The following is a 25349-nucleotide window of genomic DNA, read 5'->3' on the forward strand; positions in this document are numbered from 1 at the left end:
TGTATGATCTTGAAAAAAGGCAGGCACCCGTGCGCAAAGCACGATCAATAACAACACGTGCGACACGCACGGACCGAGCGCGGAAAGAGCAGTACATGACCCGTAATACCCCCCTCCCGCACCGGGCCCGGCTTGGGCTGATCCTATGCACCGTCGTGGCGCTTGGCGCCTGTTCCGAGACGGGCGAGTTCTCCTTCGGCTCCCGCAACGCCGACGCGGATGGCCCCGCGGCCATCGGCGCCACGCGCCTGATCGAGCGCGATGTCGAAGCCCCCGAGGTTTTCCAGGTCACCGACCAGGGTCTTTGGGATGGCCGCCCCTCGCTTGGCGGGGTCTGGGTTGCGCATCCCGACGCCACCGACCCCGAGCGTGTCATCATCCGCAACGAGGAGAACGGCCGTTTCGTCATCGGCGCGCTGTTCCGTCGCGAACGCGAAAACCCCGGCCCGATCATCCAGATCTCGTCGGATGCGGCGGCGGCGCTCGAAATCCTTGCCGGCGATCCCGCGACGATCCAGGTGACGGCGCTGCGCCGCGAAGAGGTCGAGGAGCCCGACCCCGATTCCATGGCCTCGGCCGACCCCGAGGCCGCCGCGCTGCCCGAGGGAGAGGCGCCCGCGACCCTGGCCGCCGCGGCGATCACCGCCGAACCGCTCGACCCGATTGCCGAAATGGCCTCGGGCGCGATTGCCGAAAGCGAAGCCGCCATCCCCGCGCCAACGCCCGCATCCCTGCCAACCGGCTCGGCCCTAGACCGGCCTTTCGTCCAGATCGGCATCTTCTCTGTGCAGGAAAATGCCAACAACACCGCTCAGGCCTTGCGCAACGTGGGACTTGTGCCCACCATCTACGATCAGGAGAGCAACGGCCGCCGCTTCTGGCGGGTGGTTGTCGGTCCGGCGCCCACCGCCTCGGATCGCGCCGCCGTTCTTGAATCCGTGCGTGAACTCGGTTTCGAGGATGCTTATTTCGTGACGCGTTAACCGCCTGAAACGGATCAAATGACAGCTGCCACATTTCGACACCCGATCCAGCGCGCCGCCGCAAGCCTTCTCGCGGCGGCGCTTCTCGTTCTGGCCTTCACGGCCGCAACCCTCGCCCAGGCCTTCGAGACCGAGGCGCGCGCCGCCTACGTGATCGACCACGGCACCGGGCAGGTGCTGCTGGCGCGCAATGCCGAGGACCCGCTGCCGCCGGCCTCCATGTCGAAGCTAATGACGCTTCTGATGACGTTCGAGGCCCTGGACGATGGGCGCCTGACGCTGGAAACCCGCCTGCCCGTCAGCCAGCACGCGATGGATTACGGTGGCTCGACGATGTTTCTCAACACCGCCGACCGCCCCACGGTCGAGGACCTGATCCGCGGCGTGATCATCAACTCCGGCAATGACGCCTCCGCCGTGCTGGCCGAGGCGCTGTCGCCCGACGGGACCGAGGAAGGGTTCGCCAACCTGATGACGCAGCGCGCGCGGCAGCTTGGCATGATGAACTCCACCTTCCGCAATTCCAACGGCTGGCCCGCCGACGGCCATGTCATGTCGGTGCAGGATCTCGGCATCCTGGCCGAGCGGATCATCACCGAGCACCCGGAATACTACACCTATTTCGCCGAGCGCGAGTTCGACTACGAAGGGCGCGCGCCGCAGAACCGGTTCAACCGCAACCCGATCCTCGGCATGGGGATCGGCGCGGACGGCCTCAAGACCGGGCACACGCAAGAGGCCGGCTACGGCCTTGTCGGCTCGGCCCAGCAGGGCAACCGCCGAGTGACCTTCGTCATTTCCGGGTTGCCGTCCTCCGAAGCCCGCGCGCGCGAGTCCGAGCGCATCGTCAACTGGGCGTTCCGGCAGTTCGTCATGCGCGAAGTGGTCGAGGAAGGCACCGAGATCGCCCGTGCGCCCGTCTTCATGGGCACCGCCGAGACCGTGGGCCTTGCCCCCGCCGAGAGCGTCGAAATGCTGATCCCCGCCCTGCTCGATCCCGAGATCACGGCGGAGGTCACCTATACCTCGCCGCTTCCGGCACCGGTCATCGCTGGCGACGTGGTGGGCGAGTTGGTGATCCACCAGGGCGTGCGCGACCTCGAACGCCGGGTGCCGGTCGTCGCGACCGAGACCGTCGCGGCAGGGGGGCTGATGACCCGGCTGCGCACCGCGGCCCGCTCGGTCATGACGCAGGTTCTGGGGCCGACGCCCGAACCGGCGGCCGGCAGCTGATCCGCCAGACAGGCGAGGCCAGGGTTTGACAGGACGCTTCATCAGCCTTGAAGGCATCGACGGCTCGGGGAAATCGACCCAGTCGCGACGACTGTCCGAGCATCTGCGTAGCGTCGGGCGCGACCCGGTCCTGACGCGTGAGCCGGGCGGGGCTCCGGGGGCCGAGGAAATCCGCCGCCTGCTGGTCGAGGGGGATCCCGACCGCTGGTCGCCCGAGACCGAGATCCTGCTGTTTACCGCCGCGCGCCGCGATCATCTGGAGCGCACCATCCGTCCAGCGCTCGCGGCGGGCCGGGACGTCATAACCGACCGCTTCGCCGACTCCACGCGGGTTTACCAGGGCGCGACACGGGGCGACCTGCGCGCGCTGGTCGATGCGATCCATGCCGATGCCATCGGGGTGGAGCCGGACCTGACGCTGATCCTCGACATGGACCCGGAGGTGGCCCTGTCGCGTGGATTGGCCCGCAATTCCGGCGAGGACCGGTTCGAAGAATTCGGCCTGCCCTTCCAGCAGAAACTGCGCGCCGGGTTTCAGGCCTTGGCCGAGGAATTCCCCGACCGTTGCATCCTGATCGACGCACAGGCCGATCCCGATACCGTTGCCGCCGTCATCGCCGCCGCCGTGGATGCTGCGTGAGGCGCGCGACATGTCCCGCCGCGATCCCCCTCCCCCCCAGTTTGCGCGCGTGCTAAACCGCACCCATGAGCGATGACGCCCTTCCCGAAGCCGACCGGATCGACGGCGCGCCCCACCCGCGCGAGACCGTCACCCTGTTCGGGCAAGACACCCCCGAGGCGGAATTCCTGTCCGCGCTCAACTCGGGGCGTCTGCCCCATGGCTGGCTGCTGACCGGACCCCGGGGCGTCGGCAAGGCAAGTTTTGCGTGGCGGGCCGCGAAATACCTGATCGCCACCCCGCCGGATGGCGGTGATGCCCTGTTCGCCGCGCCCCCTGCGGCGACGCTCGATATCTCGCCCGAAAACCCCGTCGCCCATCGTATCCGGGCGCTGAGCGAGCCGTCCCTGATGCTGCTTCGGCGCGGCTGGGACGCGGACAAGAAACGCCTCAAGACCCAGCTGACTGTGGATGAGGTGCGCAACCTCAAGGGGTTCTTCGCCATGTCCTCCGGCGGCGGGCGCCGCGTGGTGATCGTGGACTCCGCCGACGAGATGAACGCCTCTGCCGCCAATGCGCTGCTCAAGGAACTGGAGGAACCGCCGCGCGATACCGTCTTGTTCCTCGTCTCGCATCAACCCTCGGGCCTGTTGCCGACCATCCGCTCGCGCTGCCGGACATTGCGGTTCACCCCGCTCGGCCCGGCCGACCTGTCCGCCGCGCTGGCGCAAGCCGGGCACACGCCGCCCGAGGGCACCGAGGCCGAGGCGCTCGCCGCGCTCTCCGGTGGATCGGTGGGCGAGGCCATCCGCCTGATCTCGATGGACGGCCCGGCGCTTTATGCCGAGATCGTGCGGCTCCTTTCGACCCTGCCGGACATGGACCGCCCCACGGCCCTGCGCTTGTCCGAGGCCGCTGCCGCGAAAGGCGCCGAGGCGCGTTTTGACCTGACGCTGTCCCTGCTCGACACGGCGCTGTCTCGCCTTGCCCGCGCAGGCACGACGGGGCAGGCGCCCGCCCCCATCGCCGCCGGCGAAGACGCAGTGATCGCAAAACTTTCACCCAATCCCTGGGCAGCCCGCGCCTGGGCCGAGCTTGCCGCAACGCTCACCGCCCGTGCGCGCCAGGGCAAGGCGGTCAACCTTGACCCTGCCGCCCTCGTATTCGATATGTTCCTCGACCTCGACCGGACGGCGGCCCGTCTCGCCGCCCCCGCCTGACCGAGACCGAAGGACCAAGTTTTCCGATGCCTGACAGCACCCCCCAGATCGTCGACAGCCATTGCCACCTCGACTTCCCGGATTTCGCCGGGGAACTGCACGAGGTCATCGACCGCGCCGCTCGCGCGGGCGTCTCGCGCATGGTCACGATCTGCACCCGGCTGAAGAATGCCGACAGCGTCCGCGCCATCGCCGACATGCACGCCCCCGTCTTCTGGGCTGCGGGCACCCATCCGATGAGCGCGGCCGAAGAACCGCTGGCCACCGTCGAAGAGTTGGAGGCGCTGGCCAAGCACCCCAAATTCGTCGGTATCGGCGAGACGGGCCTCGACTATCACTACACCGCCGAGAGCAAGGACATTCAGCAAGAAAGCCTGCGTATCCATATCGAGGCCGCGCGCAGCACGGGCCTGCCGCTCATCATCCACGCCCGCGACGCGGATGAGGACATGGCCCGCATCCTGGCCGAGGAATACCGCGCCGGCGCCTATAGCTGTGTCATGCACTGTTTTTCGTCGGGGGCGGGGCTGGCGCAAGCCGCGCTCGACCTCGGCTTCTACCTGTCGATGTCGGGGATCGCGGCCTTTCCCCGCTCGACCGAGCTGCGCGAGATCTTCGCCGCGGCCCCGCTCGACCGCATCCTTGTCGAAACCGACAGCCCCTACCTCGCGCCGCCACCCCATCGCGGCAAGCGCAACGAGCCTGCCTATACCGTGCACACCGCGCGCGTTGGCGCCGAGACCTTCGGCGTGTCCGAGGCCGAGTTCGCCGCCTCCACCACCGCCAATTTCGACCGCCTCTTCTGGAAGGCCGCCGACTGGGCCAAGGCCGCCTGAATGGGCGAGCTGCGTTTCACCATCCTCGGCTGTGGATCGTCTGGCGGGGTCCCGCGCCTCGGCGGTCACTGGGGAGAGTGCGACCCGGATGAGCCGCGCAACACGCGCCGCCGATGCTCCATGCTGGTCGAGCGCGACGGCGAAGAGGGCACCACCGCCGTCCTGATCGACACCTCGCCCGACCTGCGCGCGCAATTGCTGGATACCGGCATCGGTCGGCTGGACGGGGTGGTCTATACCCACGCCCATGCCGACCATGTCCACGGTCTCGATGACCTGCGGATGATCGTGTTCAACATGCGCCAGCGCCTGCCCGTCTGGGCCGATGGCGCGACGCAGAACGACCTGCTCAACCGCTTCGGCTATGCGTTCGTTCAACCCAAGGGCAGCGCCTATCCCCCGATCCTCGATCTCAATAGCATCGAGGGCGACGTGGTGATCGACGGCCCCGGTGGCCCGATCACGCTGACGCCTTTCGAGGTCACGCATGGCAATATCCATGCGCTCGGCTTTCGCATCGGCGATCTTGCCTACCTGCCCGACGTCTCCGACATCCCAGACGCGGCATGGCCGGTTCTGGACGGGCTGGATTGCTGGGTGCTGGACGCGCTGCGCCGCACGCCGCATCCAAGCCACGCGCATCTGGACAAGTCGCTTGGCTGGATCGCCCGCGCCGCGCCGCGCCGTGCGATCCTGACCAACATGCATATCGATCTGGATTACCAGACCGTCCTGAGCGAGACACCGGAGCACATCACGCCCGCCCATGACGGGATGGTGATCACCTACCAGACCTGAGGCACTGACATGGCCGAGCTACTGGGCGTCGTCCTGCCCGTCTTTCTCGTGGTGGGCGCGGGCTATCTCGCCGTGTGGCGCGGCCTCTTTGCCGACACGGCGGTCAACGGGCTGATGGTGTTCGCCACCAAGTTCGCCATCCCCTGCCTCCTGTTCACGGCCATCGCCACGCTCGATCTCGGGCAGGAGTTCGACCTGCGACTGCTCGCCAGCTTCTACACCGGATCGGCCAGTGTCTTTGCCCTCGGCATCCTTGGGGCGCGGTTCATCTTTGGCAGGCCCATGGCCGACAGCGTCGCCATCGGTTTCGTCGCGATGTTCGCAAACAACGTCCTGCTGGCCCTGCCGATCATGGAGCGCGCCTATGGCGCCGACGCGCTGGCCCCGAATTTCGCCATCATCGCCGTGCATGCGCCCTTCTGCTACCTGCTCGGCATCATCACGATGGAGATCGTCCGCGCGGGCAGCGCGCGGCCCCTTCAATTGATGCGCTCGGTCTTCACCGCCGCCTTCACCAACGCGATCATGATCGGGATCATGCTGGGGTTCGTCGTGAACCTGACGGGCCTGCCCATCCCCGGCGTGGTGGACGAGGCGCTGGGGCTGATGGTCCGCGCCGCCCTGCCCGCCGCTTTGTTCGGCCTTGGCGGCGTGCTCTACCGCTACAAGCCCGAGGGCGACGCCTTTGTCATTGCGATGATCTGCACGCTGGCGCTGCTGGTTCACCCGGTCATCACCTATACGCTGGGCACGAATGCCACGGCCCTCAGCCAGGGGCAGTTGCGCTCGGCGGTCATTGCCTCGGCCATGGCGCCCGGTGTGAACGCCTATCTCTTCGCCGACATGTACGGCGTGGCCCGACGGGTCGCGGCTTCCTCGGTCCTGATCGGGACCGGGCTGACGGTGATCAGCGCCTCGCTCTGGCTGCTTGTTCTGCCGTAAAGAAGAACCCGGCCGAAGGGGCCGGGTTCTCCACTCGAATTTCTTGCGGCGTCAGCCCGGCGACATGCCCCGCAACCGCTCGGACCGGCGGCGCAAGATCTCGACCGTGGTCAGTAGCAGGATCGAAATCGACACAAGGATCGTCGCCGCCGCAAGGATCGTCGGGCTGATCTGCTCGCGCAGGCCGGTGAACATCTGCCACGGCAGCGTCTGCTGACCGGCAGAGCCGACGAACAGAACGACCACCACCTCGTCGAAGGAGGTGATGAAGGCGAACAGTCCACCCGAGATCACGCCCGGCAGGATCAGCGGCATCTGGATCTTGAAGAAGGTGGTCACCGGGTTCGCGCCAAGGCTGGCCGCCGCCCGCGTCAGCGACCGGTCGAAGCCCACCAGCGTGGCTGTGACGGTGATGATGACAAAGGGGATACCCAGCGCGGCATGGGCCAGCACGACGCCCCAATAGGTGCCCTGCAGCCCGACACGGGAATAGAAGAAATACATCCCCGCCGCCGAAATGATCAGCGGCACGATCATGGGCGAAATCAGGATCGCCATGATCGCCCCCTTGAAAGGCACATGGGTCTGGCTGAGGCCGATCGCGGCCAGCGTTCCCAGCGACACCGACAAGAGCGTCGCCATCGGCGCGATCACCAGCGAGTTGCGCAGCGGCGTCATCCACTCGGCCCCGTCCAGGCCCCAGAGCTTGCCCACGATCAACCCGAACAAGGCCCCGACCAACACCGGCAACACGATATACCGCTCGCCCTTCCACGCCCACATGGCGCCAGCGAACCCGGCCCCCAGAACGGCGCCGATCAGCAGGCCGCGCCACGGGTAGCCGTCATCGCCAAAGAAGTCGCGGTAATGCTTCAGCGAATACCCCTCGGGGTCCAGCCGCAGCATTTCCGGCGTGAAGGTAAAGAAGTCCTGCGCGTTGAAGCTGAGCGGGATGATGATCAGGATCGGGGCGATCAGGAAGAAGAAGATCAACCCGCAGATCACGCGAAAGCCGTAGAACCAGATCTTGTGACCGGTCGAGGCATAGGGGGGCAGTTTGTGGTCCATGTCTCTGTCCTTTCCCTCAGCCCAGCTTCACGTTGTCGATGCCGACCATCCGGTCGTAGAGCCAGTAGAGCGCCAGCACGAGCGCCAGCAGGATCGATCCGAGCGCAGCGGCCAGACCCCAGTTCAGGCTTTCCGAGATGTGGAAGGCGATCCGGTTCGAGATGAACGTGCCGGTGCGGCCGCCCACCAGTTCCGGCGTGATGTAATAGCCGATCGACAGGATGAAGACGAGGATCGACCCCGCGCCGATGCCCGGCACCGATTGCGGGAAATAGACCCGCCAGAACGCCGTCCACTGCGTTGCGCCCAGCGACTTGGCCGCGCGGACATAGGAGGGCGGGATCGTTTTCATCACCGAGTAGAGCGGCAGGATCATGAAGGGCAGCAGGATATGCGTCATCGCAATAATCGTGCCCGTCTGGTTGTTGATCAGCGCAAGCCGAGCGTCATCGGCCACGAAGCCCAGCCAGACCAGCGTGTCGTTGATCACGCCCTGGTTTTGCAGCAGCACCTTCCACGCGCTCGTCCGCACCAGAAGCGAGGTCCAGAACGGCAGCAGCACGAGGATCAGCAGCAGGTTCGACGTGCGCAGCGGCAGGTTCGAAAGAAGATAGGCGATCGGGTAGCCCAGCAGGATGCAGCTGATCGTGATGACCAGCGACATGAAGATCGTGCGCTGGAACAGGAGCAGGTAGATGCGCTGCTCGTCCGGCTGCTGTTCGATCCCGTCCGGCGTCAGTTGCAGGTCGACAGCGGCAAGGAAATAGCCAGCCGTGTAGGGATCTGAAAACGCCTCGATGGTTTCCCAGATGGGCATCTCGACCCAGCCGTCGTCCATGTCTTCCCAGACGGCGCGCAGATCGACGGTTTCGAACCCGTCCACCGCCGTGTCCGCCGCCACGAGCATCTCGGCGCCAACCCCGTCATACTCGACGACAGACGCTGCGGGGACGGTCACGAGATCGCGATAGAGCGCAAGGTAAACGCTATTCCACGGCTCTTCTTCGAGCGGACTGTCTTGGTCTTCCTGCTGCACCGTGCGGGCGAAACTGCGATAGGCGTCCGCCGTCTCGGGCAGCAGAGTGCGGATACCGTCAGACAATTGGAACAGCGGCTCGGGCCCGGCGGCATCTTCGCCCTCGGCCTCCAGCGTCGCAGCCCACTCGGACTGCGCAGCCAGCCAATCGGACGAGGCCATCATCTCGGCCCAGGCGACCGGGTCTTCCCACGCTTCGTCGAGATCGATGAACTGGTCGGCATATTCCTCGCCCACATCGTCCACCCCGCGGCCGGAGCGGCGAAACATCGAACTCAGGCCCGTGGTCTCGTAATTCAGGCGGCTGCCAAGGCGCGTGTGGATCCGGCGCTCGGCCGCTTCGATGAAGTCATAGGTCAGCGCGGCATAGGTCGCCTCGTCCGGCAGGGTCTCGGCATCCCAGTCATCCAGGGCAACCACGGTGCGCGGCAGGGTTTCCGACACGATCTGGTTCTCGACCGAGCGGAACAGCATGTCGATGATCGGCGCCACGAAGGTGACAAGCACGAACAGCAGAAGCGGTGCGATCAGCATCAATGCCCGCAACTTTTGCGCGCGCAGGGCGCGGTTCAGGCTGACCTTGAGCGGGCTGCCATCCGCGGCCAGCACCGGCCCCGTGCTTTCGGCATCCGCGCGGCGCGCATCGGCGGCGGCGCGGCTCATGTCTCCGGCGTCGGTCGCACTCATTCCGTGCCCTCCACGACAAGGATCACGCTATCGGCGGTGCGGCGGCGAATGTCCGCAACCTCCTGGTATTCAGGGTCGTTATAGGCGGCGAGCGCGGCCTCGTAGCTCGGGAACTCGATCACCACGTGGCGGCTGAGGGTGTCGCCCTCCATCACCTGCGCCTGTCCGCCACGCACGATGAACTGTCCGCCCAGCGCCTTGAGGATCGGCGTGTCCCGCTCGACATATTCCTTGTAGGCCTCGGGATCGTTCACGGTGATATGGCCGATGATATAGCCTTTGGGCATTGCGATGCGCCTTTCGCCGTCAGTCGTTTGGGTAGGGTGCGCTTCAATGCACCGCCTGTGCGTCGTGACCGCCGCTCGGGCCGGTCTTGCGGGCGGTGCGCTCAAGCGCACCCTACGCTGGGAAGGACCCGGGGCCGCCGCGCGGGCGGCCCCGGACCGGATCACGTCAGATGTCGATTACTGCGACAGCCAGGCCTGGAAACGGGCATCCAGGTCATCGCGGTAGTCGGCCCACCATTCGTAGTTGAACAGGAAGGTGCGCGTGGCGTTCGCCGGGTCGGTCGGCATGTGCGGTGCCATGTCGATGCCCAGGTCGGCGTGGGTCGAGACCAGCGGCGCCGAAGACGCACGGGCAGGACCGTAGGAGATGTACTGAGCCTGGTCGGCCAGACGCTGGGTGTCGGTCGCGAAGCGCACGAAGTCCAGCACGCGGTTCAGGCGATCTTCCGGCAGACCCTCGGGGATGATCCAGCCGTCCAGGTCGAAGACCTGTGCGTCCCACATCATCGCGACCGGCTGGTCCTGCTCTTCGATCAGGCTGAACAGACGACCGTTATAGGTCGAGCCGAAGACGACCTCGCCATCGGCCAGCAGCTGCGGCGTGTCGGCGCCGGCGGTCCACCAGACGGTGCTGTCCTTGACGGTGTCGAGAACGGCAAAGGCGCGTTCGATGCCTTCTTCGGTTTCCAGCACGTCATAGACGTCTTCCATGGCGACGCCGTCACACATCAGCGCCCATTCCATGTTGCCGATCGGACGACGCTCGAGGCTGCGCTGACCCGGGAAGTTCTCGAGGTCGAACACATCACAGATATCGTCGGGGGTGTTGCCGCCCCACTCTTCCACGTCGGTGCGGTAGCCGAAGGTGGTCGAGTAGACGATCTGCGGGATGAAGCAATCCGACACGATCAGGTCGCCGAAGTCTTCCGACGCGGGCGTGCCATCGGGCGCAGGCGCCAGAACCTCGTCATGGTCGATTTCCATCGCCAGGCCTTCGTCGCAGAGACGGATGGCGTCCGAGGCCACCACGTCGACGAGATCCCAGGTGATGTTACCGGCTTCTTCCATGGCGCGCATGCGGGCCACGGCCTCGCCGGAGCTTTCGTCCCAGATCACCTCGAGACCTTCGTGCATGGCCTGGTAAGGGTCGGAATAGGCGCGGATCTGGCTGGTTTGGTAGGCACCGCCCCAGCTGACCAGGGTCATGCTGTCGGCCATGTTGCCATGCGCCTCGGCCAGCACCATCGGCGCTGCAAAAGCGGCACCCGTGGTCAAAAGCATCAAGCTCTTGAGTTTCATTATGTCTCTCTCCTTGCTGTTGGACGTAAGTTTCACGTTCCGATTGGTTTTAGTTGTGATTGGGCCGCCACCGGGTCGTCCAAGGAAACCCGGCGGCTGTTCGGCCATGTCAAGCGTCCAGCGCCCGGCAATCCTGCGGGCGCCAGCCGATCTCGATCTGCTCTCCCGGCTTCAGGCGACGCTGATCCGGGGCATTCCGTGTCTTGATGATGAAATCATCCTTGCCCGCAACGCGCAGACGCGTGCGGTAGATGTCGCCCATGTAGATGAACTCCAGCACCTCGGCATGGATCGTATGGGCCTCCGGCGACAGCCGGTCCTTGTTGTATTCCACGCGCTCGGGACGGATCGACACCAAGGTGCGTGCGCCGACCTCGCTGACATTCACGGGCAGCGCGTCGATCACCTCGCCATCGTCCAGCGTCACCTCGCAGCTGTCCTCACCGATCTTCGAGATGGTGCCTTCCAGCGTGTTGTTCTCACCGATGAACTGGGCAACGAAACTGTTCTGCGGCTCTTCATACAACTCGTCCGGCGGCGCGAGCTGCTGAATGCGGCCATCGTCGAACACCGCCACGCGGTCCGACATGGTCAGCGCCTCGGTCTGGTCGTGGGTCACGTAGACCGTGGTGATCCCGAGGTTGTGCGCCAGGTTGGTGATCTCGAACTGCATGTGCTCGCGCAGCTGCTTGTCGAGCGCGCCAAGCGGTTCGTCCATCAGCACAAGCTCCGGCTCGAACACCAGCGCGCGCGCCAGGGCGATCCGCTGCTGCTGACCACCCGAAAGCTGCGCCGGGCGGCGACCGCCGAACTCGCCCATCTGCACCATGTCCAGCGCGCGCTTGATCTTGCCCTCGCGCTCGGACTTGCCCATGCCACGCACTTCCAGCGGAAAGGCGAGGTTCTCGGCCACCGTCATGTGCGGGAAAAGGGCGTAGTTCTGGAACACCATCCCGATGCCGCGCTTGTGCGGCGGGATGTTGTTGATCGGCTTGCCGTCGAGAGTGATCTCGCCATGCGTCGCCGTTTCGAACCCGGCCAGCATCATCAGGCAGGTGGTCTTGCCGGAGCCCGAGGGCCCAAGCATGGTCAGGAATTCGCCCTTGCCGATCGCAAGGTTCAGATCTTTCACGACGAGCGTTTCACCGTCGTAGCTCTTTTGCACGCGCTCGAACGCGACGAAGGCGTCGTTTCCGTTAGAGGTCAAACCTCACTCCCCTGTTGTGCGCCCGGTGTTACCCCGGAATTTGGCAGCCAATAAAACAAGCCCCTTTCAATGTTGCAACCAATTTACCGGAACAGACCCCACAGAACTGCCCTGTGAAACGGCATTTGCTTGCTTTTCGGGCGCTTCCGAGACGTCTTGTAAGCCTTTGCACCTTGCCTTAGCACCGTCTGGACCGTCCCGACCCGAGGCTTGCCCGCAACCGTGCCCTGCACAAACCCGATGTCCCGCCCTGCCCAGACCCATTCCGAACGCCCGCCCGAGGCGACCGGGAAGGCGGCGTTGCGATGAGCGCTCGGCAATCTCTCGATATCGACGTCGGCGCGGACCAGCCGGGGCTCGGCCTGGTCGGACGCTTCTGGCGCGAGCATGTCGTGCAGCATTGGCCGATGCTGGTGCTTGCCACGATGCTGATGTCGGTCGAGGGCGCAGCGCTTGGCGCCTTCGCCTGGCTGATCCAGCCGCTCTTCGACGATTTCTTTGCCGCGGGCGAGATGGACGGCGTTGTGTGGATCGCGCTCCTGATCGCCGGCCTTTTCCTCGTCCGCGCCCTGGCCGGTTTCTTCCAACGCCTGATCGTCGTCACCATCGGGCTCAAGGTCACGATGGCGCTGCAATCGCGGCTGGTCTCGCATCTTCTGACGTTGGATCAGAGGTTCTTCCAGGACAATTCGCCGGGTGCACTGATCGAACGGGTGCGCGGCGATACCTTGTCGCTTCAGGGCGTTGCCTCGGGCACGCTCATGTCGCTCGGACGTGACGCGATTTCCATGGTCTCGCTGCTCGCCGTCATGCTCTGGACGGATTGGCAATGGACGCTGCTCGCGCTCTTCGGCATTCCGCTTCTGGTGCTCCCGTTGCTTGCGGTGCAGCGCTACATTCGCAAGACCACCCGCCGCGCACGAGAGGCAGCCTCGAGCCTCTCGAACCGGCTGGACGAGATCTTTCACGGCATCCAGACGATCAAGCTCAATCGCCTTGAGGAGCATGAGGACAGCAGGTTCGCGCGTGAAACCAGGCGGTTCCTGAAACCCTCGGTCAAGGCGCAGGCCGGGTCGGCAGCGAACCCCGCGCTGATCGATCTGGTCGCCGCAGCGGGATTCGTCGTGGTGGTCTATTTCGGCGGCTCGCAGATCATCGCAGGCGAGAAGACGATGGGCGAGTTCATGTCCTTCTTCACCGCGCTCGGCCTTCTCTTCGAACCGCTGCGTCGCCTCTCGTCGATCTCGGCGCGCCTGCAAACAGCCATGGCCTCGCTCGAACGCCTTTACGCCGCGCTCGATGCGCGCCCCAGCGTGCTGCCGCCAGTGCAGCCGGAACCGATGCCGGCTGGCGATATCACCTTTGACGATGTGAGCTTCGCCTATGGCGATGCAACGGTCCTTCACGGCCTGTCCTTCCGCGCGGAGGCCGGCAAGACCACGGCGCTGGTGGGCCCGTCGGGGGCCGGCAAGACCACGGTTTTTGCACTCCTGACGCGGCTGATCGACCCGCTGTCGGGCCGGATCAGCATCGGCGACATGCCGGTCGAGCGGATCGACCTGGGCGCGTTGCGCAGCTCCATCGCCGTTGTCGGGCAGGAAACCGCCCTGTTCGACGAGGGCATCGCCGACAATATCCGCATGGGTCGGCTTGATGCGAGCGACGCCGAGGTGATGCAGGCAGCAAGGGACGCCTCCGTTCTGGAATTTGCCGAAACGTTGCCTGACGGCCTCGACACCCAGGTCGGCCCTCGCGGTTCCGGCCTGTCGGGCGGACAGCGCCAACGCGTTGCCATCGCCCGCGCCCTGCTGAAATCGGCCCCGATCCTGCTTTTGGACGAGCCGACCTCGGCGCTCGACGCCCGGTCCGAGCAACTGGTGCAGCAGGCCCTCGACCGCTTGGCCGAGGGGCGCACGACACTCGTGATCGCCCATCGCCTTTCGACCATCCGCGAGGCCGACAAGATCGTCGTCATGGAAGAGGGCCGTGTGGTCGAAGAAGGCGCTCATGACGAGCTGCTGGCACGCAAAGGCGCCTATTGGCGGCTGCACCAATTGCAGGCCGCGGGAATTGACCCCAACATCTGAGGGGTGACGCGCCTCAGCCCCCAGGGTTCCCCTCTCCAGCGCAAAACCCACCCCCGGGCGGCAGCCTCTGGACAGAACCACGACACCACGAATCCAGTGGCCGCAGGTTACTCAGCGATCCGGGTGACGGACCCGGCACGCCGGGACCATCTCAAGAGCCTCGCCGCGCGGCACCTGAAAGTTCTCGTCGCTTGATTCAGGTCAAGGAGCGACTTGGGAAACAGACCGATAAAGCGAAAACCAACTGATTTGCTCGGGATTAGACGAGTCACTCGTGTACGCCGCGCTCGACATGGTTTCGGCTCTGCCATCGACCGCAACGGAACCGCATCGACCGGGATAAAGATTTCGGAGTTTTGCCCAATGAAACGACTTCTGACCGCAACGGTGGCAACCCTCGCGCTGGCCATGCCGGCCTCGGCGCATTTCCAGTTGATCTTCAACCCCGAAGCCAACCCGACCGCGCCCGCCGAGATGCCCTTGCACCTGATCTTCTGGCATCCGTTCGAAAACGGGCACGCGATGGACATGGGCACGCCCGAAGAGCTGTTCTACGTCTTCCGCGGCGAGCGGATCGACATCTCGGACAGCCTGACGCCGATGACCTTCACCGGCGCACATAACAGCGCCACGGGTTTCGAGGCGACCCTGCCCGTGCGGCGTAACGGCGACTATACCGTCGTGCTGGTGCCCGAGCCCTATTTCGAGGAATCCGAAGGGATCTACATCCAGCAGTTGACCACGGTCTATTTCAACAAGGGCGGCATCCCCACGGATTGGAACGAGCCGGTGGGCCTTCCGACCGAGTTCGTGCCCCTGAACCGGCCCTATAACGTGATCGCGGGATCGACCTTCTCGGCGCAGCTTCTGTCGGATGGCGAGCCTGTGCCGGGCGCGGAAATCGAGGTCGAATACCTCGCCGCCGAACCCGACATGGAAACCCGTACCGCGGGCGACCCAAGTGTCGGGCCGATGCCGGGCGGGGCGATCGTGGCCATGACCGACGAGAACGGCGTCTTCACCTTCGGCGTGCCGCGCGCCGGGTTCTGGGGGTTTGCCGCGCTCGGCGCGGGCCCCGAAACCGAACATGACGGCACGGACCTCAGCCAGGACGCCGTGATCTGGATCCGCGCCTACGACATGGAGTGAGGCGCAATCCGGGCATCTCGGGCACGAACACAAGGTAGACGAGCCATGATCAAGGGACGGGGTTGGCGATTACGCCACCGGCGCAGGCATCGAAACGCGACTTGCGATGTCGCGAACGGCACCGGCTGCCCGATGGCCGAGGCTTGCGACACGCTGCTCAGTCTCGACCAGGTCGCCCCGTCATCGCAATGCACGATCCGCCGGCTGCATGGCCATGGCCCGACGCGGCAACGGCTGCTCGACCTCGGCTTTCAGCCGGGCCGCGAGATCCGGGTGCTGCGCAACGCGCCGCTCAACGACCCGCTGGAGGTGCAGGTGGGTGATACGTTCATCGCCCTGCGCCGGGCCGAGGCCCGCCATGTCGAGATCTGCAATGACTGAGCCACATCACCAACGGATCGCGCTGGCGGGGCAGCAGAACTGCGGGAAATCCACGATTTTCAATATCCTGACGGGCCTGCAGCAGCATATCGCCAACTATCCCGGCGTGACCGTCGACAAGAAATCCGGCACCTACATGTGGGAGGGGCAGCGTTACGACGTGACCGATCTGCCCGGCGCCTACAGTCTTTCGGCCTTCTCGCCCGAAGAGCGTGTCTCGCGCCAAGTGCTGCTGGATGAGCCGCCCGACGTCATCGTCAACGTGGTGGACGCCACGAACCTGCGGCGGTCGCTGCCCCTGACCTTCCAACTGCTTGAGATGGGGTTCCGCGTCATCGTGGCGGTCAACATGATGGATGCCGCCAGGCGCCGCGGCCTCGCCATCGACCTGCCCGCCCTGTCACGGCGCCTGACTGCGCCGGTCGTGCCGATGGTGGGGCGCTCCGGCAAGGGCGGCAAGGAGCTGCGGGGCGCCATCGCCGAGGCCGCCCAAGCCCCCGCGGCCGTACCCGCGACCCTGAACTACGGCCCGCTTGAAGATGACGTGGCCGCGCTCCACGCGCGCCTTTCCGCGATCCCCGGCCTCGATGGCCGGATGTCGCGCTGGCACGCGGTCAAGCTGCTGGAAAACGACAGCGAAACCATCGGACGCGTAAGCCGCCTTGGCCAAACGGACGTGATCGAGGCCGCCGACGCGATGCGCGCCCGCTTCGAAGAGGCCCACGGCCTCAGCGCCGGAGATCATATCAGCGCGACCCGCGACCGGCGCGCGACGGAGATCCTGGGCGACTGCGTGCAGGACACCAGGCATGGCACGGTTCCGGTCTCGGAACGGATCGACCGGGTGCTGCTCAACCGCTTCGTCGCGCCGCTCTTCCTGATCGCGACGGTCTGGGTCATCTACCAGCTTTCCATCGTGCAAGGCTATGAACTGACGCATCTCACCTGGCCGTTCCTTGCGGGCTTGCGCACCGTAGCGGCCAGCATGCTTCCCGATGCGGGCTTCCTCGTCGATCCGCAGATCCGGTCGCTGGGGCTCTGGATCGTGGATTCGGTCAATACGCTTTTGAACTACGTGCCGATCTTCCTGATCCTCTTCGCGCTTATCGCGATCCTGGAGGATTCGGGCTACATGGCCCGCATCGCCTTCATCCTCGACCGCATCCTGCATCGCTTCGGCCTGCACGGGCAGTCCACCCTGCCCTTCATCCTCGGCGGCGTGTTCGCGGGCGGCTGCGCGGTGCCGGGCGTTATGGCCACCAAGGGCATCCCCGACGCCCGCGCCCGTCTGGCGACGATCCTGACCGTGCCCTTCATGAACTGCATGGCCAAGATCCCCCTCTATACCCTGCTGATCAACATCTACTTCCCCGACGCCAAGGGGCTGATGCTGTTCTATCTTTCGACCATCACCGTGCTTGCCGCACTTCTGGTGGCCAAGCTGCTGACCTCCTCGGTGCTGGCCACGCAGCCCACGGCGCCGTTCGTGATGGAACTGCCCAGTTACCACATGCCCACCGTGACCGGCATCGCCCGCCGCGCCACGGACCGGACCTGGATGTATATCAAGAAGGTCGGCACCGTGGTCGTCGCCATCGCCGTGGTGATCTACGTGCTGCTACAATTCCCCGGCGTGCCCGAGGATCGCATGTCGGCCTTCGAGGCGCGCGGCGAAACGGTCATCGCAGAATTCTACGCCGCGCTTGAGGGGAACCCGAACCTCGCCGCGGTCGCGACGCCCGAGGACCTGATCTCGCTGGTCAATGTGCAGAGCACCTACAAGGCGCGCCGCCTGAACGCGTCCAGCCGCGAGGCGGCCGAGGCGCTGGACCAGGGCATTCGGGACAACCACCCGCAATTCGCCCCCTTCGTGCTGCGCGGCCGCGCCGAGGCCGACCGCGCGGCCTTCAGCGCCATGCGCGATCTGGCCAATGCCCGCAACACGCTGCGCCGCGAGATGCAGTCCGAGCGGATCGAGAGCAGTTTCCTCGGCCATATCGGGCGCGGGCTGGAACCGGTGACGCAATTCGCCGATTTCGACTGGCGCATCAACATCGCGCTCCTGTCCTCCTTCGCCGCGCGCGAAAGCTCGGTCGCGACGCTCGGGGTGCTGTTCGACCAGGAAGAGGGCGAGAACCGCGCGCTCGAGGATCGGATGGGCGACCAGCAGCGCGCCGAGGGCCGCACCGCGCTGTCCGCGGTGGCATTGATGCTGTTCTTCGCGCTCTACCCGCCGTGCCTTGCCACCGTCATCATGGTGCGGGTGCAGACGCAATCGACCGGCTGGATGGTCTTCTCGATCGTCTTCCCCACGATCCTCGGCCTCACCGTCGCCTCGGTTGTCTTCCAAAGCGCAACGGCACTTGGCCTGACCGGGCTTGAGACGATGACAGCTGTCTGGCTGGGCACATTCGCCTTGCTGCTCCTCGTCGCCCTGCCGAAACCGTGGTTGCCCGATCTGAGACAGCGGGCCGCGCCCGAGATCGAGGATGTGGCCCCATGACGACCCCGACCATAGACCTCGCCGCCGAAACCGGCAGCCGCTTGCCGGAAACCGCGCTCATCCTGTTCCTGTCCGCGCTTGCCCTCGCCTACCTCGTCCGCGGCGCCCTCAAGAAGCGGCGCCGGTTCCAATCGGGCGGAAGCTGCGGCGACTGCAGCGGCTGCGCGACATCGGGACCGGGCCCCTGTCCGGTCGCCACCGCCTTTACCCAACCCGAGACCGAAAGCACCAAGTAGGAGTATGTCATGCTGATGCGTCCGCTGTTTGCCCTTCCGATCCTCATCCTCTCGGCCGGGGCGGTCGCCGCCCACACGCCGGTTTGCGCGTGCTACGACAATGGCGACGGAACCGTTCTGTGCGAGGGTGGGTTCTCGGACGGCGCCTCGGCCTCGGGCGTGCGCATGGTCGTCTATGGCGACACCGACACGATCGTGATCGAAGGCGCGATGGACGAGAACAGCGAGTTTGTCTTCGACAAGCCCGGCGACGCGTTTCGCGTCCTGTTCGATGCCGGCGAAGGCCACCAGATCGACATCCCGAGCGACGAGATCTACTGAAGCGCGCCGCTTCAGCCAGATCAATCGCGCGCCCGCGCTCTGGCGGGCGTGACACGCCAAACCGCCGCCCGCAGGCGCGTTTGATCTATCGCTTCTGGAGTGATTGGTGCGGTCGAGAAGACTCGAACTTCCACGGGAGTTACCCCACAGCGACCTCAACGCTGCGCGTCTACCAATTCCGCCACGACCGCACGTGATCCCGGTAGGTGCGCGGTCTTTAACCGAGCGGTTTGACCTTGTGAAGAGGGGTCGGTGAAAAATCTGCACCCTGACGGGGCATCCCCGAAAAAGCAGGGGCGGGCCACCATGGGCCCGCCCCCGTTTCACCCGCGAAAGCGGCTTACTGGTTGACCTGGAAGGTCGGCATCGCGTTCGTGCTGGGCACCGGAACCAGCACGGGCTGGGCCGCCGGAACCGGGGCCGCGGCCCCTTGCGCGCCCTGCATCCGCATCAGCGCGGCGCGCAGCAGCGGCGTGCGTTCGGGCTGACCGGGCATGAAGGCCGCATCCGCCCCCTGCTCCAGTGCGCTGATCGAGGCATCGTACCACTGCACGGCCAGGTCACGGCGGGTGTTCGCGCCGAAGCCTTCGCGCAGGTGGTGGCCCAGCAACTCGCCATAGGCAGGTTCACCCAAGGCCACCAGCGTCAGCGCCGAGCCGACCGCCATCCGCATGTTGTCCTGCGCGTAGCCCACCGCCAGGCAGACCCGCGCGGTCGCGGCAAGGTCCGCCGGGGCAACGCCGGTCCCGGCCACAACCGTCTGCATCTCGCTGACCAGCGGGGCGCGGTCGATCAGCGACAGGCGGTCGATCTCGTCCGACAGCATGGCCGCGAAGGTGCCGCACTGTTCGGCGATCTGCGCCTGCGTCAGGCCCGCAATCTGCCCCATCAACTCTTCGCCGCGGGCCATCGCGTAGGTGCGCGCGACGCAGAACTGCTCGGACATGGCCTGCCCCGGTTCGGACAGGGTGGCGAGCGTCACGTAACCGCCATTCGACGAGGTCTGCAGCATCACCGCGTTGCAGCTGTTGGCCAGCGACATCTGCGGCTGCGCGTTTGCAAAGAGGTTCGGCATCCCGGCCTCGGCCGCCGGTGCAGGCTGAACCGGCGTCGGCTGTGCGGGGTTCACGATCACGGTCGTGGCAGGCTGCGTCGGTTGCGGCTGCGGGAAGCCGCTTTGCACCGGCCCGCCCTGCAGGCTGTCGCGATAGGCGTAGAGCAGCGACTGGCCGCGCAGGCCGGTTTGCTGTGCACCGCCCTGGTTGGTCGCCCAGAAATAGGCGTCCATCAGGAAATCGAACTGGTAGGACGAGAACTCGCGCCCGTTCACCGGGTAGCCCATGGCCGATTGGAAACGCTCGATCGCGGACCGCGTGCCCGGCCCGATCTGACCGTCAACCGTCCCCGCCTGGAAACCGAAATAGTTTAAAGCGGTCTGGGTTTCGCGGCCCTGCTGGGTGGCTGGAATGCCGGGGCGCACGACGCGCGTGCCGGTGGCAGGGCGCGGGCGCTGGCCCTGCGTCAGGGCATGACCAATGACGCCGCCGATGATGGCGCCGCCGATGAAGTCGGCGGCATCCGCCTCGGCCCGGTCGGCCGGTGCAATGGCCAGGGCGGCGATCAGGCTGGCGCTGGTCAGGAATTTCGCAAACATGTTTTTTGTCCCTCCGGGGTAATGCGAGCAAAGGATAACCTTGGAGAAACGTAACACAGGATTTTCCCCGGCTAAGGGGAAAATTTGGGCATTTCCGGAAAACCCTACCTTTCGAAACCGCGCTGCGGAGGGTGACAAACCCGTCCGCGCGGGGCATATCGCCGCCATGGTCGAATGGATCACATCGGACGCCCCCGTCCCCTACCCCGAAGCCGTCGCCTGGATGGAGGCCCGCGCCGACGCCATCGCGCGCGGCGAGGCGGGCGAGTGTATCTGGCTGCTGGAGCATCCACCGCTCTACACCGCCGGAACCTCGGCCAATCCCGCCGATCTGCGCATGCCCGACCGCTTCCCGGTCTACGAGACGCGGCGCGGCGGGCAATACACCTATCACGGGCCGGGACAGCGCGTGGCCTATGTCCTGCTGGACCTGAACAAGCGCGGCCGCGACATCCGCCGCTTCGTCACCAGCCTCGAAACCTGGGTCATCGCGGCGCTGGCCGAGTTCAACCTCCGCGGAGAGATCCGGCCCGGTCGCGTCGGCGTCTGGATCGCCCGCCCCGAGAAGCCCCCCCTGCCCGACGGCACCCCGCGCGAGGACAAGATCGCCGCCATCGGCGTGCGCATCCGCAAATGGGTCAGCTTCCATGGCATCTCGATCAACGTGGACCCCGATCTCGACCATTTCGACGGGATCGTGCCCTGCGGCATCTCGGGGCACGGGGTCACCAGCCTTGTCGACCTGGGCCTGCTGGTGACGATGGACGACCTCGACGTCGCCCTGAAACGCACCTTCGACGAGGTGTTCGCAAGCGACCAGGTCTTCTGACCGCGCCGAGGCAACCGGCCACGGAACCATCCGATCCATAACCACGTTGCCCTCCTGATCGCAGAGGCCCGGCGCTGCGCGCGCATCCACGGGCCGCACCACAGGAGGCCTGATGCCCGATATCGCGCCCACATCGCAGGCCGACTATGCTCCGCAAAGCCTGACCGACCTGCTGAACGACGTCGCCGATCTGAACGATCACGCGACGGAACCGCCGACCCTGCAAACGGTTCTGCACGCTTTCGGGCGGGCCGGGGTGCTGCCGGTGCTGATCACCGTTGCCCTGATCGTCGTCTCGCCGCTGTCGGGGATCCCGCTTCTGTCCAGTTTTGCGGGCCTCACCATCGCCGGGATCGCGCTGCAACTGGCCGCCGGGCGACACAGCCTGTGGTTGCCGAAATGGCTCTGCCAACGTTCGGTACCCCGCGACCGCCTCGATCGCGCCGTGGACAAGCTGCGGCCGCTCGCGCGGTTTCTTGATCGTCAAAGCCGTCCGCGCCTGCGCGTGCTGACGACCCCGCCCATGTCGCGGGTCCTCTTGCTGCTCTGCGGCCTGGGCGGCCTTGCCATGCCCTTCATGGAATTGTTGCCGTTTTCGTCCTCGCTCATGGCGATGGCCGTGGTCCTGACGGGGTTCGCCATCCTGACCCGCGATGGCCTCTGGGCCATCGTCGCGGGCGTGCCCATGATCCTTGCCCTCGGCGTGATCCTGACCGCCGGAACCGCCGCGACTGCTGCGCTTTGATCTGAGACAAGTTTTTCGCCCGAAACGTGTGGCCGATTGACGCGTATGCGTTGCGCCGTCAACGACCGCCCTGATAGAACGATGCCCAGAGGAAACGCGCGGGGAGGATTCTGTCGACACCACCCGTGCAGAATACTGACGGGAGACGACCATGGCAGACGCCACCCTTTCAGGGCATGACCACGAGCGACCGGGCTTTTTCACCCGGTGGTTCATGTCCACCAATCACAAGGATATCGGGCTTCTATATCTTTTCACCGCGGGTCTTGTCGGCCTCGTATCGGTGATCTTCACCGTTTACATGCGGATGGAGCTGATGGAGCCCGGCGTGCAGTACATGTACGTCGCATTCGAAGGCGCTCCGGGGATGATCGAGAACATCTTCACCCGCGCCGGTGAGGCCCTGGCCACGGCCGGTGGCGGCACCAACGCCTTCGCCGATCAGTTGTCCAGCCTTCAAGGCTCGATCCTGGGCGCCGTGTCGGGCACCGGGGACGAGGCCCGCGTGGTCATCGACGGTGCGCTGCGCGCCGAAGTGATCGACGTTCTGGACGCCGCCGCCGCATCGGCCAACCCGGCCGAAGCGTCGACCCTGCTGGGGCTGCGCGACCAGCTTGACGGCACGCCCGACGGGCATCTGTGGAACGTCCTGATCACCGGTCACGGCGTCCTGATGATGTTCTTCGTGGTCATCCCCGCACTCTTCGGCGGCTTCGGCAACTACTTCATGCCGCTGATGATCGGTGCGCCGGACATGGCGTTCCCGCGTCTGAATAACCTGTCTTACTGGCTCTATGTCGCGGGCACCGCGCTGGCCTTCTGCGCCGTGTTCATCGACGGCGGCGCCGGCCCGGGCTGGACGTTCTACCCGCCGCTGTCGTGGCAGGACGCGCCGACCAGCCGCGCCGTGGACTTCGCGATCTTCGCCGTGCACGTGTCGGGCGCCAGCTCGATCCTCGGCTCGATCAACATCATCACCACCTTCCTGAACATGCGGGCCCCGGGCATGACGCTGCACAAGGTGCCGCTGTTTGCATGGTCGATCTTCGTCACGGCCTGGCTGCTTCTGCTGTCGCTGCCGGTTCTGGCGGGCGCCATCACCATGCTGCTGACCGACCGCAACTTCGGTACGACCTTCTTCGATGTGTCGGGCGGCGGTGACCCGGTTCTGTTCCAGCACATCTTCTGGTTCTTCGGGCACCCCGAGGTCTACATCGTGATCCTGCCGGCTTTCGGCATCATCAGCCACGTGGTCTCGACCTTCTCGAAGAAGCCGATCTTCGGCTACCTGCCGATGGTCTACGCGCTGGTGGCGATCGGTGGCCTGGGCTTCGTCGTCTGGGCGCACCACATGTACACCGTGGGCATGACCCTGACGCAGCAGGCCTACTTCATGGTCGCCACGATGGTGATCGCGGTGCCCACGGGCATCAAGATCTTCAGCTGGATCGCCACGATGTGGCAGGGCTCGATCGAGTTCAAGACGCCCATGCTGTTCGCCATCGGCTTCATCTTCCTCTTCACGGTCGGCGGTGTGACGGGCATCATCCTGTCGCAGGCTGGCGTGGACCGGGCCTATCACGACACCTACTACGTCGTGGCCCATTTCCACTACGTGATGAGCCTCGGGGCCGTGTTTGGCATCTTCGCGGGCATCTACTACTGGTTCGGCAAGATGTCGGGCCGGCAGTACCCGGAATGGGCCGGCAAGCTGCACTTCTGGCTGTTCTTCATCGGTGCCAACCTGACCTTCTTCCCGCAGCACTTCCTGGGTCGCCAGGGCATGCCGCGCCGTTACATCGACTACCCGGAGGCCTTCGCCACCTGGAACTACGTCTCGTCGATCGGCGCCTTCCTGTCCTTCGCGTCGTTCCTGTTCTTCCTCGGGATCGTGGCCTACGCGCTCTTCGCCGGCCGCCGTGTCGAGGAACCGGCCTACTGGGGCCAGCATGCGGATACGCTGGAATGGACCCTGCCCAACCCGCCGCCGGAGCACACCTTCGAGGAGCTGCCGACGCGCGAGATGTGGGATCGCCAGCCGCACCACTGAGGGGCCATGCCGATCCAAACGCATTACAGACAGGAGGCCCCGGCATCGTCCGGGGCCTTCTCGTCCGGGCAGGGGGGCGAGGGCCGCGGCGCGCCGCGTCTCCAGCTTCTGCTGACCCCGCACAAGTCGCTGACACCCGAAGGGTTCGTCTGGTTCATCGGCGTCACGGCGGCCCTGATCGCCGTGCCGCTCTTCCCCGTGCTCGGCACGTCGGTCTTCTGGGCGCTTTTGCCATTCATGGCGGCGGCCATCGCCGGGATCTGGTTCTCGCTGAAACGGTCCTGGCGCGACATGGAGCTGTTCGAGGAGATCACGATCTGGGACGATCTGATCCGGATCGAGCGGCACGAGCCGCGCCGCGCCACCCCGCTCGACTGGGAGGCCAACCCCTACTGGGTCCGCGTCTCACTGCATGGGAAAGGGGGGCCGGTGCCCAACTACCTGACGCTGTCGGGCGGCGGGCGCGAAGTGGAACTCGGGTCGTTCCTGACACCGGGCGAACGCAGTCAGCTCAAATCGACGCTGGAGCGCGAGTTGCGGCCCCTCCCGACCTGACCCTTCTGCGGGAATGCCCCACCCCGGCGCCCATCGCGGACGCCGGGGTGAGATCTTAGCTCAGGCGCTCTTTCACCATCGGGCCGACCGCGCCGAAATCGATCTGGCCGGTATACTTGCCCTTCAGCACGCCCATGACCTTGCCCATGTCGCGCAGGCTTGTCGCCTCGGTCTCGGCGATCGCCTCGTCAATGGCCGCCGCGACCTCGTCCTCGTCTAGCTGGCGCGGCAGGTAGGTCTCGATCACCGCGATTTCCTCGCGCTCCTTTTCGGCCAGTTCCAGCCGCCCGCCTTCCTCGTAGGCGCGGGCGCTTTCCTGGCGCTGCTTGACCATCTTGCCGAGAATCCCCAGCAAGTCGTCCTCGCCCACGCCATCGGCATTGCCCTTGGCGCGCGCCGCGATGTCCTGGTCCTTGATCGCGGCATTGATCAGGCGCAGCGTCGACAGCCGCGTCTGGTCCTTCTCGCGCATGGCATCTTTCAGGCCGGTGGTGATCCGCTCGCGCAGCGTGCCCCCGTTCCCGCCAGTGTTCACTGTCTGGCTCATCGTGTTCGGCCCCCTTTCAGGACTATCCAAGGCGCCTAGATAGGGAAAAGGGCACGCGCTCACAACTCCCCCCGCCG

Annotated in this window: 23 protein-coding genes, 1 tRNA gene and 1 pseudogene; 17 read left to right on the forward strand and 8 right to left on the reverse strand. The window is 65.8% G+C overall.

The window, feature by feature from the left end; all coding sequences use genetic code 11:
* The first annotated feature begins 95 nt into the window (after positions 1 to 95).
* The 7 genes from KUV65_RS06770 to KUV65_RS06800 all read left to right on the forward strand — a co-directional run bounded on the left by KUV65_RS06770 (position 96) and on the right by KUV65_RS06800 (position 6631).
* Complete coding sequence (locus tag KUV65_RS06770; RefSeq protein WP_222188754.1) at positions 96 to 983, forward strand: SPOR domain-containing protein; 888 nt, start codon at positions 96 to 98, stop codon at positions 981 to 983.
* A gap of 18 nt (positions 984 to 1001) precedes the next feature.
* Positions 1002 to 2216 carry a D-alanyl-D-alanine carboxypeptidase family protein gene (locus tag KUV65_RS06775; RefSeq protein ID WP_222188756.1) on the forward strand — a complete coding sequence of 405 codons (1215 nt, stop codon included), beginning with the start codon at positions 1002 to 1004 and terminating at the stop codon, positions 2214 to 2216.
* A 25-nt stretch (positions 2217 to 2241) separates the two neighbouring features.
* Positions 2242 to 2856: a dTMP kinase gene (gene tmk / locus KUV65_RS06780; RefSeq protein ID WP_222188758.1), complete on the forward strand. Its 615-nt coding sequence runs from the start codon at positions 2242 to 2244 to the stop codon at positions 2854 to 2856.
* 65 nt (positions 2857 to 2921) lie between these two features.
* The gene (locus tag KUV65_RS06785; RefSeq protein ID WP_222188760.1) at positions 2922 to 4055 is read left to right on the forward strand and encodes a DNA polymerase III subunit delta'; all 1134 of its coding nucleotides are present in this window, start codon (positions 2922 to 2924) and stop codon (positions 4053 to 4055) included.
* A 26-nt stretch (positions 4056 to 4081) separates the two neighbouring features.
* Positions 4082 to 4891, forward strand: coding sequence for a TatD family hydrolase (locus tag KUV65_RS06790; protein ID WP_222188762.1), 810 nt, complete (start codon positions 4082 to 4084; stop codon positions 4889 to 4891).
* Positions 4892 to 5689: an MBL fold metallo-hydrolase gene (locus KUV65_RS06795; protein ID WP_222188764.1), complete on the forward strand. Its 798-nt coding sequence runs from the start codon at positions 4892 to 4894 to the stop codon at positions 5687 to 5689.
* A gap of 9 nt (positions 5690 to 5698) precedes the next feature.
* A complete protein-coding gene (locus KUV65_RS06800) occupies positions 5699 to 6631 on the forward strand; it encodes an AEC family transporter (RefSeq protein ID WP_222188766.1) in 933 nt (310 codons plus the stop codon).
* A gap of 51 nt (positions 6632 to 6682) precedes the next feature.
* Here KUV65_RS06800 and KUV65_RS06805 read toward each other — a convergent pair whose 3' ends face one another.
* The 5 genes and pseudogenes from KUV65_RS06805 to KUV65_RS06830 form a co-directional block, all read right to left on the reverse strand.
* Positions 6683 to 7699 carry an ABC transporter permease gene (locus KUV65_RS06805; RefSeq protein ID WP_259546909.1) on the reverse strand — a complete coding sequence of 339 codons (1017 nt, stop codon included), beginning with the start codon at positions 7697 to 7699 and terminating at the stop codon, positions 6683 to 6685.
* Positions 7700 to 7715: 16 nt separating this feature from the next.
* Positions 7716 to 8489, reverse strand: a pseudogene (locus KUV65_RS18310) (ABC transporter permease); the annotation flags it as partial.
* A 929-nt stretch (positions 8490 to 9418) separates the two neighbouring features.
* The gene (locus KUV65_RS06820) at positions 9419 to 9709 is read right to left on the reverse strand and encodes a DUF1330 domain-containing protein (protein ID WP_222188768.1); all 291 of its coding nucleotides are present in this window, start codon (positions 9707 to 9709) and stop codon (positions 9419 to 9421) included.
* 177 nt (positions 9710 to 9886) lie between these two features.
* A complete protein-coding gene (locus tag KUV65_RS06825; protein WP_222188770.1) occupies positions 9887 to 11008 on the reverse strand; it encodes an extracellular solute-binding protein in 1122 nt (373 codons plus the stop codon).
* A 109-nt stretch (positions 11009 to 11117) separates the two neighbouring features.
* On the reverse strand, positions 11118 to 12215 hold the full coding sequence (locus KUV65_RS06830) for an ABC transporter ATP-binding protein (protein WP_222188772.1): 1098 nt from the start codon (positions 12213 to 12215) through the stop codon (positions 11118 to 11120).
* Between the two features lie 305 nt (positions 12216 to 12520).
* Between KUV65_RS06830 and KUV65_RS06835 the strand changes: the two genes are divergently transcribed.
* From KUV65_RS06835 to KUV65_RS06860, 6 genes are all read left to right on the forward strand, one after another.
* Complete coding sequence (locus KUV65_RS06835; RefSeq protein WP_222188774.1) at positions 12521 to 14302, forward strand: ABC transporter ATP-binding protein; 1782 nt, start codon at positions 12521 to 12523, stop codon at positions 14300 to 14302.
* Between the two features lie 363 nt (positions 14303 to 14665).
* Positions 14666 to 15451 carry a DUF4198 domain-containing protein gene (locus KUV65_RS06840; protein WP_222188776.1) on the forward strand — a complete coding sequence of 262 codons (786 nt, stop codon included), beginning with the start codon at positions 14666 to 14668 and terminating at the stop codon, positions 15449 to 15451.
* A 132-nt stretch (positions 15452 to 15583) separates the two neighbouring features.
* On the forward strand, positions 15584 to 15832 hold the full coding sequence (locus KUV65_RS06845; RefSeq protein ID WP_222188778.1) for a FeoA family protein: 249 nt from the start codon (positions 15584 to 15586) through the stop codon (positions 15830 to 15832).
* Complete coding sequence (feoB, locus tag KUV65_RS06850) at positions 15825 to 18335, forward strand: ferrous iron transport protein B (RefSeq protein ID WP_222188780.1); 2511 nt, start codon at positions 15825 to 15827, stop codon at positions 18333 to 18335. Before KUV65_RS06845 ends, feoB begins: the two co-directional genes overlap by 8 nt.
* Positions 18332 to 18571, forward strand: coding sequence for a FeoB-associated Cys-rich membrane protein (locus KUV65_RS06855; protein WP_222188782.1), 240 nt, complete (start codon positions 18332 to 18334; stop codon positions 18569 to 18571). The genes feoB and KUV65_RS06855 overlap by 4 nt, the downstream gene beginning before the upstream one ends.
* Before the next feature lie 9 nt (positions 18572 to 18580).
* Positions 18581 to 18892 carry a hypothetical protein gene (locus tag KUV65_RS06860; RefSeq protein ID WP_222188784.1) on the forward strand — a complete coding sequence of 104 codons (312 nt, stop codon included), beginning with the start codon at positions 18581 to 18583 and terminating at the stop codon, positions 18890 to 18892.
* Between the two features lie 104 nt (positions 18893 to 18996).
* Here the strand turns inward: KUV65_RS06860 and KUV65_RS06865 are convergent.
* Positions 18997 to 19083 (reverse strand) — tRNA-Leu (locus KUV65_RS06865).
* A 149-nt stretch (positions 19084 to 19232) separates the two neighbouring features.
* Positions 19233 to 20546, reverse strand: coding sequence for a peptidoglycan-binding domain-containing protein (locus KUV65_RS06870; RefSeq protein WP_222188786.1), 1314 nt, complete (start codon positions 20544 to 20546; stop codon positions 19233 to 19235).
* 166 nt (positions 20547 to 20712) lie between these two features.
* Between KUV65_RS06870 and lipB the strand changes: the two genes are divergently transcribed.
* The 4 genes from lipB (at position 20713) to KUV65_RS06890 (ending at position 24725) form a co-directional block, all read left to right on the forward strand.
* Positions 20713 to 21375, forward strand: a complete 663-nt coding sequence (gene lipB, locus KUV65_RS06875; protein WP_222188787.1) for a lipoyl(octanoyl) transferase LipB — start codon at positions 20713 to 20715, stop codon at positions 21373 to 21375.
* A gap of 112 nt (positions 21376 to 21487) precedes the next feature.
* Positions 21488 to 22120, forward strand: coding sequence for an exopolysaccharide biosynthesis protein (locus KUV65_RS06880; RefSeq protein WP_222188789.1), 633 nt, complete (start codon positions 21488 to 21490; stop codon positions 22118 to 22120).
* Positions 22121 to 22271: 151 nt separating this feature from the next.
* Positions 22272 to 24170 carry a cytochrome c oxidase subunit I gene (locus KUV65_RS06885; protein WP_261331607.1) on the forward strand — a complete coding sequence of 633 codons (1899 nt, stop codon included), beginning with the start codon at positions 22272 to 22274 and terminating at the stop codon, positions 24168 to 24170.
* A gap of 6 nt (positions 24171 to 24176) precedes the next feature.
* A complete protein-coding gene (locus KUV65_RS06890) occupies positions 24177 to 24725 on the forward strand; it encodes a DUF2244 domain-containing protein (RefSeq protein WP_222188791.1) in 549 nt (182 codons plus the stop codon).
* 55 nt (positions 24726 to 24780) lie between these two features.
* Here the strand turns inward: KUV65_RS06890 and KUV65_RS06895 are convergent, their stop codons facing one another.
* On the reverse strand, positions 24781 to 25272 hold the full coding sequence (locus KUV65_RS06895) for a GatB/YqeY domain-containing protein (RefSeq protein ID WP_222188793.1): 492 nt from the start codon (positions 25270 to 25272) through the stop codon (positions 24781 to 24783).
* Between the last annotated feature and the right edge of the window lie 77 nt (positions 25273 to 25349).

The organism is Maritalea mobilis, from assembly GCF_019800885.1.
Taxonomy (GTDB): Bacteria; Pseudomonadota; Alphaproteobacteria; order Rhodobacterales; family Rhodobacteraceae; genus Roseibacterium; species Roseibacterium beibuensis.

Bases quoted from the DNA above. Each gene is read 5' to 3' on its own strand.
- KUV65_RS06895 (WP_222188793.1), bottom strand. From the start codon at position 25,272: ATGAGCCAGACAGTGAACACTGGCGGGAACGGGGGCACGCTGCGCGAG.
- KUV65_RS06790 (WP_222188762.1), top strand. From the start codon at position 4,082: ATGCCTGACAGCACCCCCCAGATCGTCGACAGCCATTGCCACCTCGAC.
- KUV65_RS06795 (WP_222188764.1), top strand. From the start codon at position 4,892: ATGGGCGAGCTGCGTTTCACCATCCTCGGCTGTGGATCGTCTGGCGGG.
- KUV65_RS06855 (WP_222188782.1), top strand. From the start codon at position 18,332: ATGACGACCCCGACCATAGACCTCGCCGCCGAAACCGGCAGCCGCTTG.
- KUV65_RS06805 (WP_259546909.1), bottom strand. From the start codon at position 7,699: ATGGACCACAAACTGCCCCCCTATGCCTCGACCGGTCACAAGATCTGG.
- KUV65_RS06840 (WP_222188776.1), top strand. From the start codon at position 14,666: ATGAAACGACTTCTGACCGCAACGGTGGCAACCCTCGCGCTGGCCATG.
- KUV65_RS06835 (WP_222188774.1), top strand. From the start codon at position 12,521: ATGAGCGCTCGGCAATCTCTCGATATCGACGTCGGCGCGGACCAGCCG.
- KUV65_RS06825 (WP_222188770.1), bottom strand. From the start codon at position 11,008: ATGAAACTCAAGAGCTTGATGCTTTTGACCACGGGTGCCGCTTTTGCA.
- KUV65_RS06820 (WP_222188768.1), bottom strand. From the start codon at position 9,709: ATGCCCAAAGGCTATATCATCGGCCATATCACCGTGAACGATCCCGAG.
- KUV65_RS06860 (WP_222188784.1), top strand. From the start codon at position 18,581: ATGCTGATGCGTCCGCTGTTTGCCCTTCCGATCCTCATCCTCTCGGCC.
- KUV65_RS06880 (WP_222188789.1), top strand. From the start codon at position 21,488: ATGCCCGATATCGCGCCCACATCGCAGGCCGACTATGCTCCGCAAAGC.
- KUV65_RS06770 (WP_222188754.1), top strand. From the start codon at position 96: ATGACCCGTAATACCCCCCTCCCGCACCGGGCCCGGCTTGGGCTGATC.
- KUV65_RS06885 (WP_261331607.1), top strand. From the start codon at position 22,272: ATGGCAGACGCCACCCTTTCAGGGCATGACCACGAGCGACCGGGCTTT.
- KUV65_RS06800 (WP_222188766.1), top strand. From the start codon at position 5,699: ATGGCCGAGCTACTGGGCGTCGTCCTGCCCGTCTTTCTCGTGGTGGGC.
- lipB (WP_222188787.1), top strand. From the start codon at position 20,713: ATGGTCGAATGGATCACATCGGACGCCCCCGTCCCCTACCCCGAAGCC.
- KUV65_RS06870 (WP_222188786.1), bottom strand. From the start codon at position 20,546: ATGTTTGCGAAATTCCTGACCAGCGCCAGCCTGATCGCCGCCCTGGCC.
- KUV65_RS06890 (WP_222188791.1), top strand. From the start codon at position 24,177: ATGCCGATCCAAACGCATTACAGACAGGAGGCCCCGGCATCGTCCGGG.
- KUV65_RS06845 (WP_222188778.1), top strand. From the start codon at position 15,584: ATGGCCGAGGCTTGCGACACGCTGCTCAGTCTCGACCAGGTCGCCCCG.
- feoB (WP_222188780.1), top strand. From the start codon at position 15,825: ATGACTGAGCCACATCACCAACGGATCGCGCTGGCGGGGCAGCAGAAC.
- KUV65_RS06775 (WP_222188756.1), top strand. From the start codon at position 1,002: ATGACAGCTGCCACATTTCGACACCCGATCCAGCGCGCCGCCGCAAGC.
- KUV65_RS06785 (WP_222188760.1), top strand. From the start codon at position 2,922: ATGAGCGATGACGCCCTTCCCGAAGCCGACCGGATCGACGGCGCGCCC.